This is a genomic window from Tunicatimonas pelagia, assembly GCF_030506325.1.
Classification (GTDB): domain Bacteria; phylum Bacteroidota; class Bacteroidia; order Cytophagales; family Cyclobacteriaceae; genus Tunicatimonas; species Tunicatimonas pelagia.
Genome location: NZ_CP120683.1, coordinates 2,264,594 through 2,282,287, shown reverse-complemented (window position 1 = coordinate 2,282,287; position 17,694 = coordinate 2,264,594). Strand labels below are relative to the sequence as shown.

Here is a 17,694-nt window from a genome sequence, read left to right as displayed (position 1 = left end):
ATTAGGTAAGGGTGTTCCCATTGGGGCATCCTCCTATTCAAAATATATAACTATGAAAACGATAAAATTATGGGGAGTGATGCTGGCCTTAGTGCTGGTAGGTGCCTGTACCGATGACTTTGAGGAAATAAATAGAGACCCCAATAACCCTACAGAAGTACCTACTTCGTATTTGTTGACACACGCTCAACGGGGCTTAAAAAATATATTCAATACTAACGGATCATTATACGCTCAACTATGGGCTGAAACCCAGTATACTAATACTAGCCGATATGAAACTCCCGACTCAGATTTTAGCCAGTACTACCGCGGCTCTCAACCTAACACAGGTACTAGCTTGGGTGGACTGTCTGATCTTCAGGAAATTATTCGGTTGAACACCGACGAAGAAACAATGACCGAAGTCCAAAGCTTTGGAAGTAATAGCAACCAAATTGCGGTAGCCCGTATACTAAAAGCCTGGACATTCCATCAGCTCACCGATATTTGGGGGGATATTCCCTACAGCGAAGCCCTACAAGGCCGTGAAATATTTTTACCTATCTACGACCACCAAAAGGACATATACCCCGACTTGATTAAAGAGCTAGATGAGGCTACCGCGCAGATTAATACGGCAGAAACCGGAGTAGTGGGCGATGTAATCTACGGAGGCAATATGGCCAAGTGGAAGCTCTTTGCCCAGTCGCTAAAAATGCGGATCGGTATGCGTATGTCAGCGGTAGCCCCTGAGCAAGCCCAAGCCGCTATTACCAGTGCCCTTGGCTCAGGTGTGTTTACCAGCAATGATGACAACGCCATTTTTGCTAACCTAGCCGATGCTGCCAATGATAATACCTACTTCCAGCACTTCCTGACTCGTACGGATTACGCTATTAGTAATGAATTGGAAGACTATATGAGTGGTAATAGCGACCCTAGATTGCCGATTTACGCTAGTCCTACTGGTGGAACATTAGCAGCATATGCTAAGGATGCTAGTACTGACTTAGCCATTGCCGGAATGCCCTACGGGGTGAGCGCGGCTGATGCGGGTAGTATTACCAATGCTTCTATCTCATTTCCGGGAGCCACCGTTCGTTCGGCCACTTCGCCCAGCTTAATAATGACATACCCTGAGGTATTATTCATTCAGGCCGAAGCTGCTGCCCGAGGGTGGGTTGGGGGTAATGCCCAAGAACTATATGAGCAGGCTATTCGTGCCTCTATGGAATTCTGGGATGCTCAAGCTGCCAGTACTGATTTTGATGCGATTTATAAGGAAGATATTGGTGAAGCAGTTTCTGGGGTGAAAACCAGCCTACAAGCACAAATTGCCCCCGAAGAAATTGCAGCCTATTTAACCCAGCCTGGAGTTGCTTTCAACCAAGCTACTGCTTTGCAGCAAATTGGTGAGCAAAAGTGGGTTGCTCTTTACATGCAAGGCCTACAAGCCTGGGCTGAGTGGCGCCGTACTGGTTACCCTGAACTAGCCCCCGCCCCCGCCGCAGTAGAAGGACGGGCTATTCCTCGCCGTCGAGCCTACGCTCAGATTGAGTCTGACTTGAATAAAGCAAATTATGATGAGGCCGTAGCTCGCCTATCCGAAGGTAATACCATGGAATCGCGTATGTGGTGGGACGTAGAGAACTAAATTTTAATAATACCAAGTAGCTATCACCTACTTGGTTCATTTTACCTTGCAATACTATTAGACTACACTCATGAACAAGAACATATTATTTAAACGATTGATAATGGCACTTTGCCTATCTGCCCTTGTTGCTACCATGGCGTGTGAAGAGGAAGAAGCCGAACCACTAGAGCCTACCCGACTAATTGTTAGTGCTGACGGTGAAGAACTATGGCCTAACGTGGTAGAAGTATTCGTAGGGGATACTATTACCTTTTACACCAGCTTATACGAGAACGAAGAGTACATTTGGACAGTAGATCCTAGTTTTACATTCGTGGAAAATACGAACAAATTCAGTGTTAGCGTATTCTTCGACCAAGTAGGTAGTGGTGTTATACAGGTAGAAGCGTTGGGTATTAATGGGACAAGAACAGTATCCGTCGTAGAAAAAGAAGAAGAAGAAGGATAAATCAGCTACATTTTATAAAACATAATGAAAAGCACGGGAGAATTTCCCGTGCTTTTTTGTTTCTAAGAAGCCTATTCCAAATCAACGTAAGCCTGTTAAATACTGAGGCGTTTTGACATTTAGGCTAACGAGAGGTCTTGGTCCGCTTTTTCGCTTCTTAGGGGAAAGTTTGTTGTCTGAACGAAGCGATCTACTGAGGATCAGCCACTGTAGACGTACTAGATTGCCAGTGCAATTTTAAGTTCTTTTGGTAAAGAGCCACTAGATTTTTTGTGTACTCCACTGAACGGTATAGTATGAGTTATTTGGATGATAACTCGACAGTCGCCTACCAAAAATACTTGTTGCTCGCTATTCTATATTAGGTACTTCACTTCGGTTAGGAAAACAAACAACAGCTAACCAAAGGAAGAGGTAAGAGATAAATTGTAAAACTAAAGTTAAAAAGATTTAAACGTGTAGAGTGATATTCATACTTTCTATTTTGTACGACTCTTGGATTGATACCATTAACTATTAATCTCACGAGCATGTTTTTTTGTTCAAGATAATAGTAAAGTAGCCTTACAGCGGTAATAATTCGATATTTTTTAAACAAACAGATCGTCCGTTTACTTACATTTTCGCTTATTTCTATGTAAGATTGGTGTAATATTTTCTAACTTAGATCAAGCAAAGGTTGACTTTTGGAATTTCAGAAGCTATGTTTGTACGCAATTGCTATTCGGCATGCCTACAATCTGCCGAATAGTTTTGACTAGCCAACCCTCAGCGACTACTACAGTAAACAGTCATTATTTTTTACCTATCAAATAATTCTATCTTAACTTATGAAGAACAGTTCTACAAATTACGTAGCGGAACAGTGGGCTTGCCGATTCCCAAAAGTCGGTAAGTGGCTATTCCTATTTGCGTTATGGGGCATGGCCTCAGTAACGCTGGCTCAAGAGCAGACTGTATCAGGTACAGTTACCTCTGCGGAAGATAATCAGCCCGTGCCTGGGGTGAACGTGGTGGTAAAAGGATCAACCGTTGGTACAGTAACTAACATTGACGGCGAATACCGCCTCACTGTACCTAGTTCCGAGAGCGTGATTGAATTTTCGTTTATTGGGTTTGCTTCTCAAGAAGTGACGGTTGGTAACCAAAGTACCGTTGATGTAAGTCTACAGTCTGATGTGCAGTCACTACAGGAAGTAGTAGTAACGGCGCAAGGGGTTGAGCGGGACGAGCGTTCCTTAGGCTATTCAGTTCAGCAATTGGAAGGCGAAGTTATTCAGCAGAAATCATCCCCCGATGTGCTAAACTCGTTACAAGGAAAAGTAGCCGGAGTAAATATTACTTCGGGTAGTGGTGCGCCGGGTGCATCTACCAATATCAACATCCGCGGATTTACTTCCTTTAATGGCAACAACCAACCATTAGTTGTTATTGATGAAATCATTTTCAGTAATGATGTAGATAATGGTAGCGATGGTGTAGGAGGAATTAATACCCTCTTTGGTAATCAACCCACCAACCGATTAGGTGATTTGAACCCGGAAGATATTGCTTCTATTAATGTGCTAAAGGGACCAGCTGCTGCGGCACTATACGGTTCTCGAGCATCCAATGGAGCAATTCTCATTACTACCAAATCGGGTAAAGGGTTGAAAGGACGAACCCAAGTAACATTAACTCACTCTACTAACTTCCAGACGCCCTCGTACTTACCCGAGCTACAGAACACGTACGGGCAAGGGTCACAAAACCGATATATCAATACTACAGGTAGCTCTTGGGGACCTCAGTTCGGTTTGGGTTCCTACCCTAGAAGTACCGATGTACGAATAGCGGATGGACAACCTGTCGTTACTACCCTTCAGGAAGAAGAGGTGCCATTCCAAGCATATCCCGATAATATTAATGACTTCTACCGCACCGGCAGAATCATTCAGAACACTGTAAGTATTGCCGGTGGAGACGCTGATAAGAGTTTTATTCTATCCTTGGGTAACACCAACCAGCGAGGTATTGTGCGTAATAGTGAGCTGGCTCGCTACAATGTATCAGTGGGGGGAAGTAGCAAACTAGACAACGGTTTGGTTGTAGATGGAAAAATCAACTACGCTCAGAACAATCAGTTGGGTAGTGTACAAGGAAATGGAGGAAGTGCCTTCGGGCAAATTACCCGTATTCCCCGTAGCTTTGACTTGGTAGGGCGACCATTTGCTGATCCTAATACCGGGCAAAGCATCTACTACTCAGCTAGCAATAATCATCCGCTCTGGAGCCTAGAGAATGAAGTAGTTGACACCCAAGTAGACCGGGTATTCGGGAACTTTAGCATAGGGTACGATATTGCCCCCTGGCTGAATGTTCGTTACCGGGTTACAGCTGATGTCTACACCGATCGAAGAAAATTCACTCAAGCCATTGGCTCTGGCCGAGCTCCTACTGGTCAAGTAACTGAAGATTTATTCTTCCGCTCGGAACTCAACGGAGACTTACTCATCAGTGCTAACAAATCAGATGTATTTACTGATGGGTTAAACTTTGACGTACTTTTGGGGCATAACCTAAATCAGCGCGATTTCCAGAATCAGCAAATACAAGCTGATGAGCTTACCATTCCTAATTTCTATAACGTAAATAACGCCGCCGTATTTACCGGAAGCGAAGAGTTTAGCTCGCAAAGAAGATTAGTAGGGTACTACGGTCAAATTTCGGCTAACTATCGCGAGTTTCTATTTGCCGAATTTACCGGACGCTACGATCAGTCCTCTACACTTCCTACCGAAAATAGCGGATACTTTTACCCAGCCGGTGCTTTAAGCTTTGTAGTGACTGAGGCTTTAGGAATTGATTCTGACATTTTGCCTTATTTGAAGGTGCGAGGTAGTGCTGCCCGTGTAGGTCGGGATGCTGATCCGTATTTGCTTAACTCGGTATTTGTAACCGGTCAGTACGGTAATAACGTAGCTAATATTCAGTTCCCCCTTTCAGTGGGTGGGTCTAGCGTTCCTGGTTTTCAGATCGGTTCCCGAGTTGGAAATGCAAACCTGACTCCCGAGTTCACTACTTCTTACGAAGGGGGTATCAACGTAGGTCTGTTTAATAATCGTCTAACCTTAGATGCAACGTACTTCTATACCGTTTCTCGCGATCAGATTCTGGATGTAACGATTGCTGCCGGGTCAGGCTTTAGTACGTTGACTACCAACTCCGGTGAAATGGAAAACCGCGGATTAGAATTTTTGCTCAATGCTACTCCGGTAAGATCTGGTGATCTAACGTGGGATGTTTCGTTGAACTATACCCGAATTAGAAACGAGGTATTGGATATTATTGAAGGCGTAGATATTGCAAATGAATCATCAGTGCTTGATGGAAACAGTTTTATTGGTATCGCTCCTTCCATCCGAGTGGGGGAACCATACGGAGTTATTATTTCCCGCCGTAGACCACGAAATGATGCGGGGGAATTGCTGATTAACCCCGAAACTGGAACGTACCAGCCTTACGAGTCGGGGGTAGTTGTTGCTGACCCTAACCCTGATTGGACCGCAGGTTTAACCAATACTATCCGATATAAAGGTTTCACTTTATCGGCTTTGGTAGATACTCAGCAAGGAGGTGAGCTTTATTCGTTCACTATTCCTGACCAGCGAAGTAACGGATCATTGGCAGTAACGGGAGTAGATCGTGAGCAGCCTCGTATTTTACCCGGAGTTATTGAAAATAGTGATGGAACGTTTCGCCCTAATAATATCCAGATTAGCTCACAGCGGTACTGGGGTGGGCTAGGTGGTTTGGCTGATGAGGGAGCTGCCTTTGATGCCACTACCTACCGTTTACGAGAACTCAGTTTAAGTTACAGCCTACCAGCCAGTCTGTTAGAAAACTCGCCGTTTGGTGATGTAACTATTGGTGTATCCGGAAGAAACCTATTACTGTACGCACCTGGCTTCCCAGGCGACCCCGAAATTAATAAGCAGGGAGCCGGTAATATTCGAGGGCTAGATTTGAACGGCCCACCGAATGTTCGCAACTACGGGTTTAATGTAAGAGTGACGCTTTAAAGAATTTAGAAAATCAAAGTCATGAAAAAAATATTAGTTTCTATATTATCGGTAGTCTCTTTGCTCTGGAGTACAGGCTGTGAAGACTACCTGGATGTCAACGAGACTCCTAACAACCCGCTCGCGGTTACCCCGGATGTATTGCTACCTACGGTGCTAGCGGGGGCAGCATTTGTTAACGCGAATGCTCTGAACCGATTTACCTCAACCGTAATGCAGTATAACTATGGTGCGGCCGGAGGACCTCGCGGATATGATGTTTACATTCTCGATGGAACCGATTTCAATAACCAATGGGAGTTTGAAATATACGGTGGTGCCTTAATCAACGGGCGCCAATGTATTACTGCTGCCGAAGAAATAAATGGCAATGCCTACATTGGTATCTCCAAAATTATGCAGGCGTATGTTTTTGCCTTAACCACCGATTTTTGGGGAGATATTCCGTATTCAGAAGCTCTTTTGGGAGACAGCGCGGTCATCCAGCCAGATCTTGATCCCCAGGAGCTAATTTATCTAGGCGGTGAGGTAGACGGACGAACAGTGCAAAGCCTATTTGATCTGACTAGGGAAGGGTTATCATTTCTAGGTATGGAAAGCGCGGTTTCTCCTGGTGCTGATGATATAGTTTACGGCGGTGACGTAGACTTATGGAGACGGGCTGGCAACACCTTGCTACTTAAGCTAGCAATGCAGTTAAGCGAAGTAGCCCCTGAACGAGCACAGCAAGAGATACAGTCTGTAATAAGCCAAGGAACAGGCGGTGAAGCAGTATATATGACGGAAAACGCGCACGACCTGAATGTGAATTTTGGAGGAAGTGTAGGAAGTCAGAGTCCAGTGTATTCGTATACTAATTTGGGTATATTCCAGAATGATATGGCATTAAGTTCACGTTTCCAAACACGGCTAGAAGGATTGAATGACCCGCGATTACCAATCTTCTACACCCAAACTGAAGGTGAATACGTATCCTTCGAGAATGGCTTCCGGGGTTCGTTACCTAATCCAGAGACTTACTCTCAGTTTAACGCTTATGTAACCGGAGCCAATGGTGAAGGTCCGGTTCGCTTACTTACCAATTTCCAAACCAAATTTATTTTAGCCGAGGCTGCCCTTCGTTTTGGTATCACACAAGCAGGTACGGCTCAAGAGCTTTATCAAGCAGGTATTCGGGCTTCTATGGAACTAGCAGGTATTGAGGGGACTGCTATTGATGCGTACTTTGCGGCTAACCCTAATGTAGTAACCTTGAGTGGTAGTACCGAAGAACAGTTGGCCCAAATTATTGAGCAAAAGTACATTGCTTTTACTGGGTACGGTTACGAATCGTGGAATGATTTCCGCCGTACCGGTTACCCGACCTTACCACTATCCCTAAATGCTGATGGAGTTGATGGCACTATTCCCCTACGGGTTTTTTACACCGCTGAGACCATTACCAATAATGAAAATGTCCCAAGCACTCCGCCTGCATCTAATGTACCGGTATGGTGGGATGTAAATAATTAATGCTAACTAAGATAATTATGAAAAAGTATATATTTCAATTTGCCATTGTTGGCCTAGTAGTATTATTAGCTAGCTGCGAAGATCACTACGGACAATTTCTGGAAGATAACCGTCCAGAGATACCCGTTACCTTTCCTAACGCTACTACTTACGGTTTCTCGCCGTTTATAGAAGTGCCTATTAGTGATGGCACTATAGAGTTTACGATGGAAATACCGGAAGAGAGTGGCTTGACCATTAGTCAGATACAGCAAGTGGCAGGTGGGTTTAGCGTAAATGTAGGAAACCTAGAAGCGGAGAGTGCTGAAAATCCGGCTATTTTCTATCGAAGCACCCCTATTCCTGGCAACGGACGGCAGGCTACGTTTACAACCACTATTGCGGAAATAAACCAAGCCATTAGCGATACCGATACCCTGGCAGTCGAGGATGAAATAGAGTTTATCTTTGAAATTCAATTATCTGATCAGCAGGTAATTGTTCCTACCGAAGTTCGGGCGTTTATCGTAGAGTAAGAGTGACTTCATTTAGAGGAAGTCTAGCTTCTTGAATCAGCGAGTACCGCAAGGAAGTGTGCCCTGTTTTAAGAACAATAAATGAAAAGACCTGTCTTTAAGATAGGTCTTTTTCATTTCTACACTACGTAAGATGGCTATAATACCTATGCTCAAAGATGCTGTTACTCCAGTTCAAGTGTCGTCATGTTCTAATGTGCCAGTTTTATGTTCACAACCTGTACGACTACGAGCCTAGCTAGGCTTACCAAAGAAAAGAGCTTTTCCTTAATCAAGGCTGTTTTACATTTGTGTGGTGAAGCGACCTTGCCATTTTTTAAATGGACACTATAATGTGAGGCAATCCTGCTAGGTGCTATGGATAAAACTCTTATCTTTTATAAGACAACTATTAACAGAGTTTTGCGAAACCCACATTTTTGAATTTTTACTTTTAGTATTTTTACAATAAATGTATTATTGTAGGTTACTTAATTAAATATGCCCACTTTATTAGGTGAATTTGAGAAAATTTTCTAATGAAAGAAGCGCACTCATAAAAATTTACTATGGCTATTTCGCCTAGTTACGTAAAGGTTTGTAGTATAATATCCATAATTTTAGAATATTTATAGGCAATTAAGTTTCTTTTTAAAATCAAAGATATATTTTTGCTATTCTGTTAAGAAACTGAGAATTACAAAAGCTGCTTTCAGATAAGTAGGTGCTGTTGCCAAATGGGCAATGGTTATTTTGACGTAAGAAATTATATAAAAATACTATAAGTGTGATATGTTAAACTAAACTAAAACGTGAAACTATGGGGTACAATTCTACACAACTCACCTCGTCAGGCCATCCGTTCTCCCTCGTGAAGGGAATAGGGGGTTTTATCCTGGCACTCTTATTATCCACCCAAGTATGGGCACAAGACGGTTCCATTTCTGGTAAAGTAACTTCGGAAGAAGATGGTAGTGCTTTACCTGGGGTAAACGTCATAGTGAAAGGCACCAGCCAAGGAACGGTTACCGATATTGATGGTAACTACCGAATTAGTGTTCCGGCAGATGCTGAAATTCTTTCGTTTAGCTTCATTGGTTTGGAAGCCAAAGAAGTCGCTATCAACGGTCGTTCTACTGTTAACGTGGAAATGACATCAGACACCCGGCAACTATCAGAAGTAGTAGTAACTGCTATCGGTATTGAGCGGGAAAAGAAAGCTCTGGGATACGCCGTATCGGAAGTAGAGGGCGAAACTTTACAACAACGCTCTGAGCCGGATGCAGTGCGAGCCTTAACGGGTAAAGTACCCGGAGTAAACATTGCTGGTTCTGGTGGTGGCGTTGGTTCGGCTACCAACATTACCATCCGAGGAAATTCCTCTATGTTAGGTAATAACCAACCACTATTTGTAGTGGATGGAGTTCCGTTTGACAACTCAGTAACCCGAACGGGAAACAACTTTGAGCAGGGTAATCCTATGTCGAACCGGGCTTTTGACTTAGATCCCAACATGATTGAGTCAATTACCGTACTAAAGGGTGCTTCTGCTGCTGCACTTTATGGCTCTCGAGCAGCTAACGGAGTAATTGTAATTACCACTAAAGCCGGAAAAACCGGTAGTAAGAAAGGCTTAGAAGTTTCTTACAACGGTAGCTTCTCACTAGAAGAAGTGGCCATGCAGCCAGTTTACCAAGATGTATTTACTCAGGGGGCTACCTTCGGTAGTAATAACTTCGTGTACAATGGTGGTTTCTTCGGAACATGGGGCCCTCCTTACTCAGAAGTTAATCGTGAAATCGCTGCTGGAGATCGTACAGTGCCTCATCCGTTACAGCGGAAGTACGGTAATCCTAACTCCGATCTTTACGTAGGCGATCAGTATCCTGAAATCCTGGAAGATCTGGATGAGGTAGTTCCTCATTCTGATAACTGGAAAAATTTCTGGGATACCGGTTCATTAATGGAGCATTCGCTGCAAGTAACTAGTGGTGGAGAAAAAGTTTCTTTAACCGCCGGTGTTTCCCGTACTGATAACCAAGGAATTATTCCTTTCTCAGAGTTAGACCGTACCAGCATCAACTTCGGTGGTACTACCACTCTAGAAAATGGGTTATTTATTAACGGTAATGTTAATTACGTGCGTACTAACCAGCGTACGGCTCAACAGGGTGCGGAAGTAATTGCTGGAAGTTCTGCTGGTTCTTCGCTTATTAGTATGCTTTACTTATTAAGCCCTACTTACGATCTGACCAACTATCCGTACTACAACCAACGTACCGGAGGAAGTGTCTACTACCGAAATGGTTTTGATAATCCTTATTGGGTATCAGAGTTTGCCCCAATTACCAGTAACGTAGATCGCTCGTTTGGTAAAGCCCAAATTGGCTACGATCTATTTGACTGGATGACCGTATCATATCAGATCGGTTTTAACGCTTACACTGATCGCCGTTCTAGCTTATTGCCAGCGGGTGGAGAGAATGTGCCTCCCGGGCAGTACATTCTTGATGATATCTACCGTCGCGAATTGGACGGAGTATTCTTGATATCTATCGATAAAAGCCTTAGTGCTGATTTCAATCTACAAGCCCAGTTTGGGCATAATGCCAACGAGCGAGTATTCGAGCAAACTACTGTTTTGGGTAACGGTATTATTGACGGAAGTATTACCAATATCGTGAACACGGGTAGTCAGGTAATGCAGCGCGACTTACTACGTCGTCAGCGTTTTCAGGGAGCATTCGGTAATATTTCTTTGGCGTACCAAGATTATCTTTTCTTAAATGTGGCTGCTCGTAACGACTGGTCATCAACCCTACCGGATGGGGAGAATAGCTACTTCTATCCTAGTGTCAGCTTATCAGCCGTACTAAGCGAGGCAATTCAAATGCCCGATTTAGTGAGCTTTGCTAAATTACGTGGTGGGGTTGCTACGGTAGGTAATGAGGCTAATGCTTACCTAACGCAAACTCCGTTTATTCTAAATGATAGTGATGTAACGACGGCTTATCGCGATCTACAGTTTCCATTCACTAATCCTGATGGAACATTTAACGTAGCTAATGCCAAGAGCACATTAGGTAGCCCGGCACTGAAGCCGGAGTTCACCACGGAGTATGAAGTAGGAGCTGAATTTGGTTTCTTAGATAATCGCATTGGGCTGGACGTTACCTACTATAACCGTCAGAGTACTGATCAGATTGCTGAGATTGACGTGGCCCCTTCTACTGGCTACCTTGAGCGGGTGACTAACATAGGCCGGGTAGATAATTTCGGTTGGGAAGTTGGTCTGGATTTAACCCCAGTGCGTACCCGTGGTGGTCTTACCTGGAATTTATACGCTGCCTATACCCGCAACCGAAACGAGATAAAAGAGTTGGGTGATCTAGAGCAGGTAGTTGTAGGCGGTTTCGCCAACTTGGCGATTGTGCACCGCCCCGGGCAACCCTTCGGACAAATTTTAGGAACCGATGTGCTGCGTTGGAGTGAAGAGAATGGCTTAGGCGATCCTAATGGGCAAGTATTGGTGAACCCAACTAGTGGTAAGCCTCTCGAAAACCCTGAGCTACAGGTAATCGGAGATCCTAACCCTGACTATTTATTAGGCGTGACCAGTACCTTAAGCTGGAAAGGCTTTGAGTTTATGTTTTTGATCGACTATCAGCACGGAGGAGATATGTACTCTTACTCAGCAGATCAAATGCAGAGCCGGGGTGTTTTGGGTAGTCAAACCGATCGGGTTCCTCGTTTAGGGCCTGGTATTTTAGGAACCACTCAGGGACCTGTTCTGGATGAAAGTGGAAATACAATTCCTAATAATGTGACTATTCCAGCCAACGACTGGTATTTCTTCGATGGTTGGGCTGCTGGTGGTGCCGATTGGGTATCAGTCTACGACCGTACTACCATTCGTCTACGGGAGGTATCATTTAGCTACCGTTTATCGCAAGCATTTTTAGATAAAACTCCGTTTGGAAGTGCTCGCGTTACCCTTTCAGGAAGAAACTTATGGTATAACGCTCCCAACTTTCCCAAAGAGTTAGACTTTGATCCTGAAGTAAGTGGTTTGGGGGCAGGCGATGTATCAGGAGCTGCCCAGGGGTTTGACTTCATGGGGATACCCACCACCCGACGCTACGGAGTGAACCTATCCCTTACATTCTAATCAGTAAAGAAGAAAGTAATTATGAAACATATTATTTCAATACTAAGTATGGCAGTGCTGCTGTTAGCAGCCTCGTCGTGCGGTGATGATTGGTTGGACGTAAACACCGATCCGAACAATCCGACCAATCCAGATTTAGACTTGTTAATTCCGGCAGCTCAGGTCGGGATGGTACAGCCGCTTATTCACGAGAACAGTCGCTTAGGCGATGTGCAGACCCTAGGGCAAAATGCAGAAAGCACCGATAGTCAGTATCAGTTTGATTTATCTAACTTTAACAATGCCTGGAATGATTTATTTACTACCTCTCTAGTAAATCTTGATAAAGTAATTAAGGATGCTGGTGAGCAGGAGTTACCTTCATACGTAGCCATCGCTCAACTGCAAAAGGCATATGTCTATACGGTGCTTATCGATATGTGGGGTACTGCTCCGTTTAATGAAGCAGTAGCTGGAGCCGAGGGTCCCAACAATCCTCAGTTTCAGGAAGGGGAAGAAGTTTATAATAGCGTGCTGGCGTTGGCTGATGAAGCTTTAGTAACCCTACAAGGATTACCGGACGACGCACTTACTCCGTCAACCGATATTATCTACGCCGGTGATATCGATAGTTGGGTGCGGATGGGTAATACGCTTAAGCTAAAGATGTACATTAACTTGGCTATGCTGGATAGCCGACGGAGCGAAGCGGTAGCAGCCATTAACCAACTGGCTCAGAGTGGACAACTCATTGAGGAATTCAGCCAGGATTTTCAATTGCAATACGGAGCCGGATTAGCTCCTGAAAATCGTCACCGCTGGCACCAGCTACACTACCAAGGAGCGAAGACTTACTACATGAGTAACTTTATGATGAACCGCATGAAGAACGAATACGGAGTGGCAGACCCCCGTCTCCGCTATTACTTCTATCGGCAAATTGGTGAGTTTACCGATGCCTTGGCGGCCAACCAGGTAGTTCCTGACGATTTCCCTTGTTTTGGTTACGGAGCGCGCCCGAATAACCCCGCTTCTTGGGCCGGAACTTGTGCGGTAGGTTACGTAGGAGATGGCTACACCGGACGAGATCACGGTGATGGAAGCGGAATTCCGAACGATGGCAACTCCCGCACGACTTTCGGAGTATACCCAATTGTTGGACTGTTTGATGACAACTCGTTTAAAACCGTAGGGCAGAGCGATGGTACCGGAGCTGGTATTGTGCCTATGCTAACGAGCTACATGACGAAGTTTTACTTGGCCGAAGCAGCCCTCCTCTACGGTGCTGACGGTGATCCTCGTACACTGCTGCAAGAGGGTATAGAGGAGTCAATTAGTAAAGTAATTGCATTTGGGCAAGCCAATGCTACTAACTACGATGCTACGTATGAGCCAAGTGACGCACAAATTACTGCCTACGTAAATCGTATTTTAGGTCTATACGATAATGCTATGCCCGATGCTAATCACTCCAGTGTGGAAGAAGCTCGGTTGGATGTTATTATCAGTCAATTCCATCTAGCTAACTTTGGTAATCCGATTGAATCGTACAATAATCTCCGGCGTACCAAATACCCCGTTGTACCGGTGGCAAGAAACAATGTACAGGCTATGGCGATTATTCCAGTAAATCGCTTCCCCCGCCGTTTGCCATTGCCGCTAGACGAGGTAAACACCAATACTAATGCTCCTCGCCCTAGCGATCTCGATTGGCGCGATGCTACGGTATTCTGGGATACTAAGCCTTATCCGGCTCGTTTCGATGGTAACCAATAATCAATGAAAGTCATGAAAAGAATTTATATAGCAAGTTTATTAGTAACGATGGTGGCTTTTGCTGGCTGCCGTGATGAGGACGTAATCCGTCAGCCCGACTGGATTACGCCAGTTATTCCGTTGGCACCTGATTTTCAGCCAGATGATAACCCCATTGAGGATGCCTTTAACGTGAATGATCTCACTAACTCAAGCGTTGCCTTTACGCTAGGGATTGAAGATTTTGACGGAGCAGAAGACGGTCACCGTTTCTTTGTAGGACGAGAAGGACCTACCTCAGAACTGATAGATTTTACATTTCTTATGGAATTCTACGATAGCGAAGCAGATACTACCTACGGCCCGGTAGAATATGCTATTTATCAGCCTACTGATTTTCCTGTAAATGTAAATATTACCCCTGCTGAAGCAGCTGGATTCTTTAGCGAAGCAACAGTAGAAGCTCTGGAGGAAGGCGACCAGTTTGTGCTTTCGTACGAGTATCGGATTAACGCTAACCAAAGTGGCGAAACTCGTACGTTAGGCACGCCCTCTGCTGACTACTGCGGTGGTTTTAGCGATCAGGGTGAGTTCTGCGAGTTAACCATTGATGTAGTTGACTCTCGCCCTGAGGCAACGTACTTCACATTGGTACCTGATAGCGACGGCGATATTATACTAGGAAACGATACATTGGCTCGGGCAAGCTTCTCGCCCTTGAGTGCAGGGAGTAGCCAAGTAGTGTACGCTACGTTTGACACCCCTTTGCAATCAGCCCCAACTTTTGCAGCTACAACCGCCGATGGTGGAGCGATTAGTGGGGTAGAAGCTGTAATGTTTACGGAGGACGACGATGAAGTACAGGCCTATCGGGCCACATTCACCGCTGGAACGCTGGCTGCTGGAGATGTTGATATTTTGGCAACTGGAGCAACGGAAACGAGTGAGCGAGGTGGTGAAACAATGGCGGATGATGATTTTTCCATTCAGGTAGATAATACATCGCCAACATATTTGCTAAGCTACTCAGCTCCCGCTACAAACACAGGGTTTGATGTAACCATTACTGCTGAGTTTGACGAAACGGTACAGGAGAATCCTACCATTAGCATTAGCGGGCAGGGTATCACTCCGGTAGAGAGTGTAGAGATGGAGTTAGTGGGAGATCAGGTTGCGGTGTATACTTTCTCACCAGAAGGAGAAACGCTAACAGAAGGACCTCTGAATATTGTAGTAACGGCGAAAGACGTACCAGGAAACGATGCTGTTGCTGATGCAGATACACCAATGCTGGAGATAGTACAATAAAATAGCCAACTAAATTTCGCTTAAACTATCGGCGAAGTATGAAGAACATGAGGAGTACCCTCATGTTCTTTTTTTGTGATATCTGATACTGAACAGAGATTATCCGATCACCGCGGACATGCTTCTGGCGGCTAACCTACGCTCTCGTACGTATAAAAATAGTGGCAAGGCTGCTGACAACCCAATAAAGAGGTTGACGAGTACGTAAATCCAGAGCTTAGACATTTTCACTCGGCTTCCTTCAAGGTACAAGAATACCCAGAAAACGGCGGAAGAAATAAGCAAGTCAATGGCTCCCATGCTGGAAGCAGCATTGATAAATAACTTTTCAATAAATGTCATTAAACCCCAGCCATTTTCGGCAATAAACTGAAACAATTGGTAGTAAGGTAGTACGGTTCCTAGTACAGTAGCAACTAAGTAAAAGTGTAGCAGTCTCATAATGATAGTTTTAAGTTAATACTTATGTGCGCTAATGTGATAAGCTCATAAACGATAAACGCTTTCAGTAACCAATAAGAGTTATTAACTGTGAATATATCAGATAAAATAATACTTACATAAGTAGTTGAATTTTTTATAAAATACCTACTACGTCTGGAAAATAAGTAACTCTGAGAGTTTTATCATTAGATAGGTTTCGTATAATGTTCATCCGATTTTTATTACCTTAAGGTGCCAAATGAAAGAACAATTTGCTAGGAGAACGCAGTCATGAAGAATATATGGGGTACGCTTTGCAATTGGCAGAGCAAGCTTACGAAGAAGGCGAAATTCCCGTAGGGGCTATTGTAGTCGCCAATCACCGGATTATTGCCCGGGCGTATAATCAAACCGAAAAACTCAATGACCCCACCGCCCACGCAGAAATGCTAGCCCTCACGGCAGCTTTCGATTACTTTGGAGCCAAGTACTTACCCGAATGTACCCTTTTTGTTACTCTCGAACCCTGCGTAATGTGTGCCGGAGCTATCCACTGGTCGCAGCTCGGTGGTTTGGTGTACGGGGCAGCTGACGATAAAAAGGGCTACACTTGCTATCACCAAGACATTCCGCACAAAAAAACATTCGTTACGTCGGGGGTTTTAGAAGTAGAATGTCGCGAATTATTACAGACGTTTTTCAAACGAATGCGGAAGTGAATAGGCAACAAAACCAACGTGGCGTGGGGGGGATGTATAGGCTACTTTTACGTCACTGTGTGGTATTAGTTCTGGGTATACTATCTGGAAATACATTACTGGCTCAGCCAGCGGACTCTACTGTACTTAAAAATAGGGCATTTGCTTTACCCGTAGTCTTCTTCACTCCCGAAACTAGCTGGGGCTTCGGTGCAGCAGGAATCTACGCCTTCCGGGTTCCCGGTGATACTGCCGACTCTCAGATTCAGGCCGTTGCCGTATATACTTTACAAGAGCAATTGCTGTTGTACGCTCCGTTTCAGGTTCGCTGGGATCAGAACCGCTACTTTAGCTACGGGGAAATAGGGTACTACCAGTACGTGTATCAGTTTTACGGTATCGGCAACCCGGCTCCGTTGGAAGCTCAGGAGTTTTACGAAGTAAACTTTCCTCGTGTCCGGCTTAATTGGTTACGGAGGGCACGGTCAAACTTGTTCATAGGGCTACGTTATTGGTTTGAAAATTATAAAATTACGGAGGTTGATCCCGACGGGTTACTAGCCAACGAAAATATTGCGGGCAACCAAGGCGGGCTTAATTCCAGCCCAGGATTAGTGGCTATTTACGATTCTCGCGACAATGTATTTTACCCGGCACGAGGTTGGTACATAGAAGCTTCTCTTCAGCACGATAACTCTTGGACGGGTAGTGATTTCAACTATACTACTTTCACCGTAGATGCCAATACCTATTTTACTACTTCCTGGAAGCACGTAGTTGCCCTAAATGGCTACGGGGCATTTCAGCGAGGCGAACCTCCCTTTCATTTGCTGGCTGCACTGGGAGGCAATAGAAGGCTACGTGGCTACTTTGAAGGCCGCTTTCGTGATAAAAATCTGCTATTGGGGCAGGTTGCCTACCGCAGTCCTTTGTGTTGGCGCATTGGTGCTGTGGCTTTCCTAGGCTACGGTGGGGTAGCCCCTCAAATTGCTGATTTTTCCCTAAATGATTTTCTACTAGCGGGTGGAGCCGGACTACGCTTCACTCTTGATCCTGAAAAGAAGATCAACATTCGTTTTGATGCTGGGTTTGGCCAAGGTACCACTGGCTACTACCTAACCATTGGTGAGGCGTTCTGATTTTTCTGAAATGGCTTCCAACCTTCCGGTTATAATTTATGTCCCTGAGAGTATGTTTAAAAAATTTTAT

The 17,694-nt window shown here is 44.7% G+C and carries 11 protein-coding genes; 10 read left to right on the top strand and 1 reads right to left on the bottom strand.

What is annotated here, in order from left to right; translation table 11 throughout:
* The first annotated feature begins 52 nt into the window (after window positions 1–52).
* The 8 genes from P0M28_RS09575 to P0M28_RS09540 all read left to right on the top strand — a co-directional run bounded on the left by P0M28_RS09575 (window position 53) and on the right by P0M28_RS09540 (window position 15,364).
* Window positions 53–1,636, top strand: a complete 1,584-nt coding sequence (locus P0M28_RS09575) for a SusD/RagB family nutrient-binding outer membrane lipoprotein (protein WP_302209648.1) — start codon at window positions 53–55, stop codon at window positions 1,634–1,636.
* 70 nt (window positions 1,637–1,706) lie between these two features.
* Entirely contained in the window at window positions 1,707–2,087 is a 381-nt protein-coding gene (locus P0M28_RS09570) for a hypothetical protein (protein ID WP_302209647.1), read from the top strand.
* A gap of 830 nt (window positions 2,088–2,917) precedes the next feature.
* Window positions 2,918–6,148: a SusC/RagA family TonB-linked outer membrane protein gene (locus P0M28_RS09565; RefSeq protein WP_367281908.1), complete on the top strand. Its 3,231-nt coding sequence runs from the start codon at window positions 2,918–2,920 to the stop codon at window positions 6,146–6,148.
* Window positions 6,149–6,169: 21 nt separating this feature from the next.
* Window positions 6,170–7,660: a SusD/RagB family nutrient-binding outer membrane lipoprotein gene (locus tag P0M28_RS09560; protein ID WP_302209646.1), complete on the top strand. Its 1,491-nt coding sequence runs from the start codon at window positions 6,170–6,172 to the stop codon at window positions 7,658–7,660.
* 17 nt (window positions 7,661–7,677) lie between these two features.
* Window positions 7,678–8,175: a hypothetical protein gene (locus P0M28_RS09555; protein ID WP_302209645.1), complete on the top strand. Its 498-nt coding sequence runs from the start codon at window positions 7,678–7,680 to the stop codon at window positions 8,173–8,175.
* 799 nt (window positions 8,176–8,974) lie between these two features.
* Complete coding sequence (locus P0M28_RS09550; protein ID WP_302209644.1) at window positions 8,975–12,322, top strand: SusC/RagA family TonB-linked outer membrane protein; 3,348 nt, start codon at window positions 8,975–8,977, stop codon at window positions 12,320–12,322.
* Between the two features lie 21 nt (window positions 12,323–12,343).
* Window positions 12,344–14,077: a SusD/RagB family nutrient-binding outer membrane lipoprotein gene (locus P0M28_RS09545; protein WP_302209642.1), complete on the top strand. Its 1,734-nt coding sequence runs from the start codon at window positions 12,344–12,346 to the stop codon at window positions 14,075–14,077.
* A gap of 12 nt (window positions 14,078–14,089) precedes the next feature.
* Window positions 14,090–15,364 (top strand): hypothetical protein, encoded by a 1,275-nt coding sequence (locus P0M28_RS09540; RefSeq protein ID WP_302209640.1) that lies wholly within the window; start codon window positions 14,090–14,092, stop codon window positions 15,362–15,364.
* 99 nt (window positions 15,365–15,463) lie between these two features.
* Here the strand turns inward: P0M28_RS09540 and P0M28_RS09535 are convergent, their stop codons facing one another.
* Window positions 15,464–15,805 carry a DUF2834 domain-containing protein gene (locus tag P0M28_RS09535; RefSeq protein ID WP_302209639.1) on the bottom strand — a complete coding sequence of 114 codons (342 nt, stop codon included), beginning with the start codon at window positions 15,803–15,805 and terminating at the stop codon, window positions 15,464–15,466.
* A 254-nt stretch (window positions 15,806–16,059) separates the two neighbouring features.
* Here P0M28_RS09535 and P0M28_RS09530 point away from each other — a divergent pair, with 254 nt between their 5' ends.
* Complete coding sequence (locus P0M28_RS09530) at window positions 16,060–16,506, top strand: nucleoside deaminase (protein ID WP_302209637.1); 447 nt, start codon at window positions 16,060–16,062, stop codon at window positions 16,504–16,506.
* Window positions 16,503–17,624, top strand: coding sequence for a BamA/TamA family outer membrane protein (locus P0M28_RS09525; protein ID WP_302209635.1), 1,122 nt, complete (start codon window positions 16,503–16,505; stop codon window positions 17,622–17,624). The genes P0M28_RS09530 and P0M28_RS09525 overlap by 4 nt, the downstream gene beginning before the upstream one ends.
* Window positions 17,625–17,694: the final 70 nt, after the last annotated feature.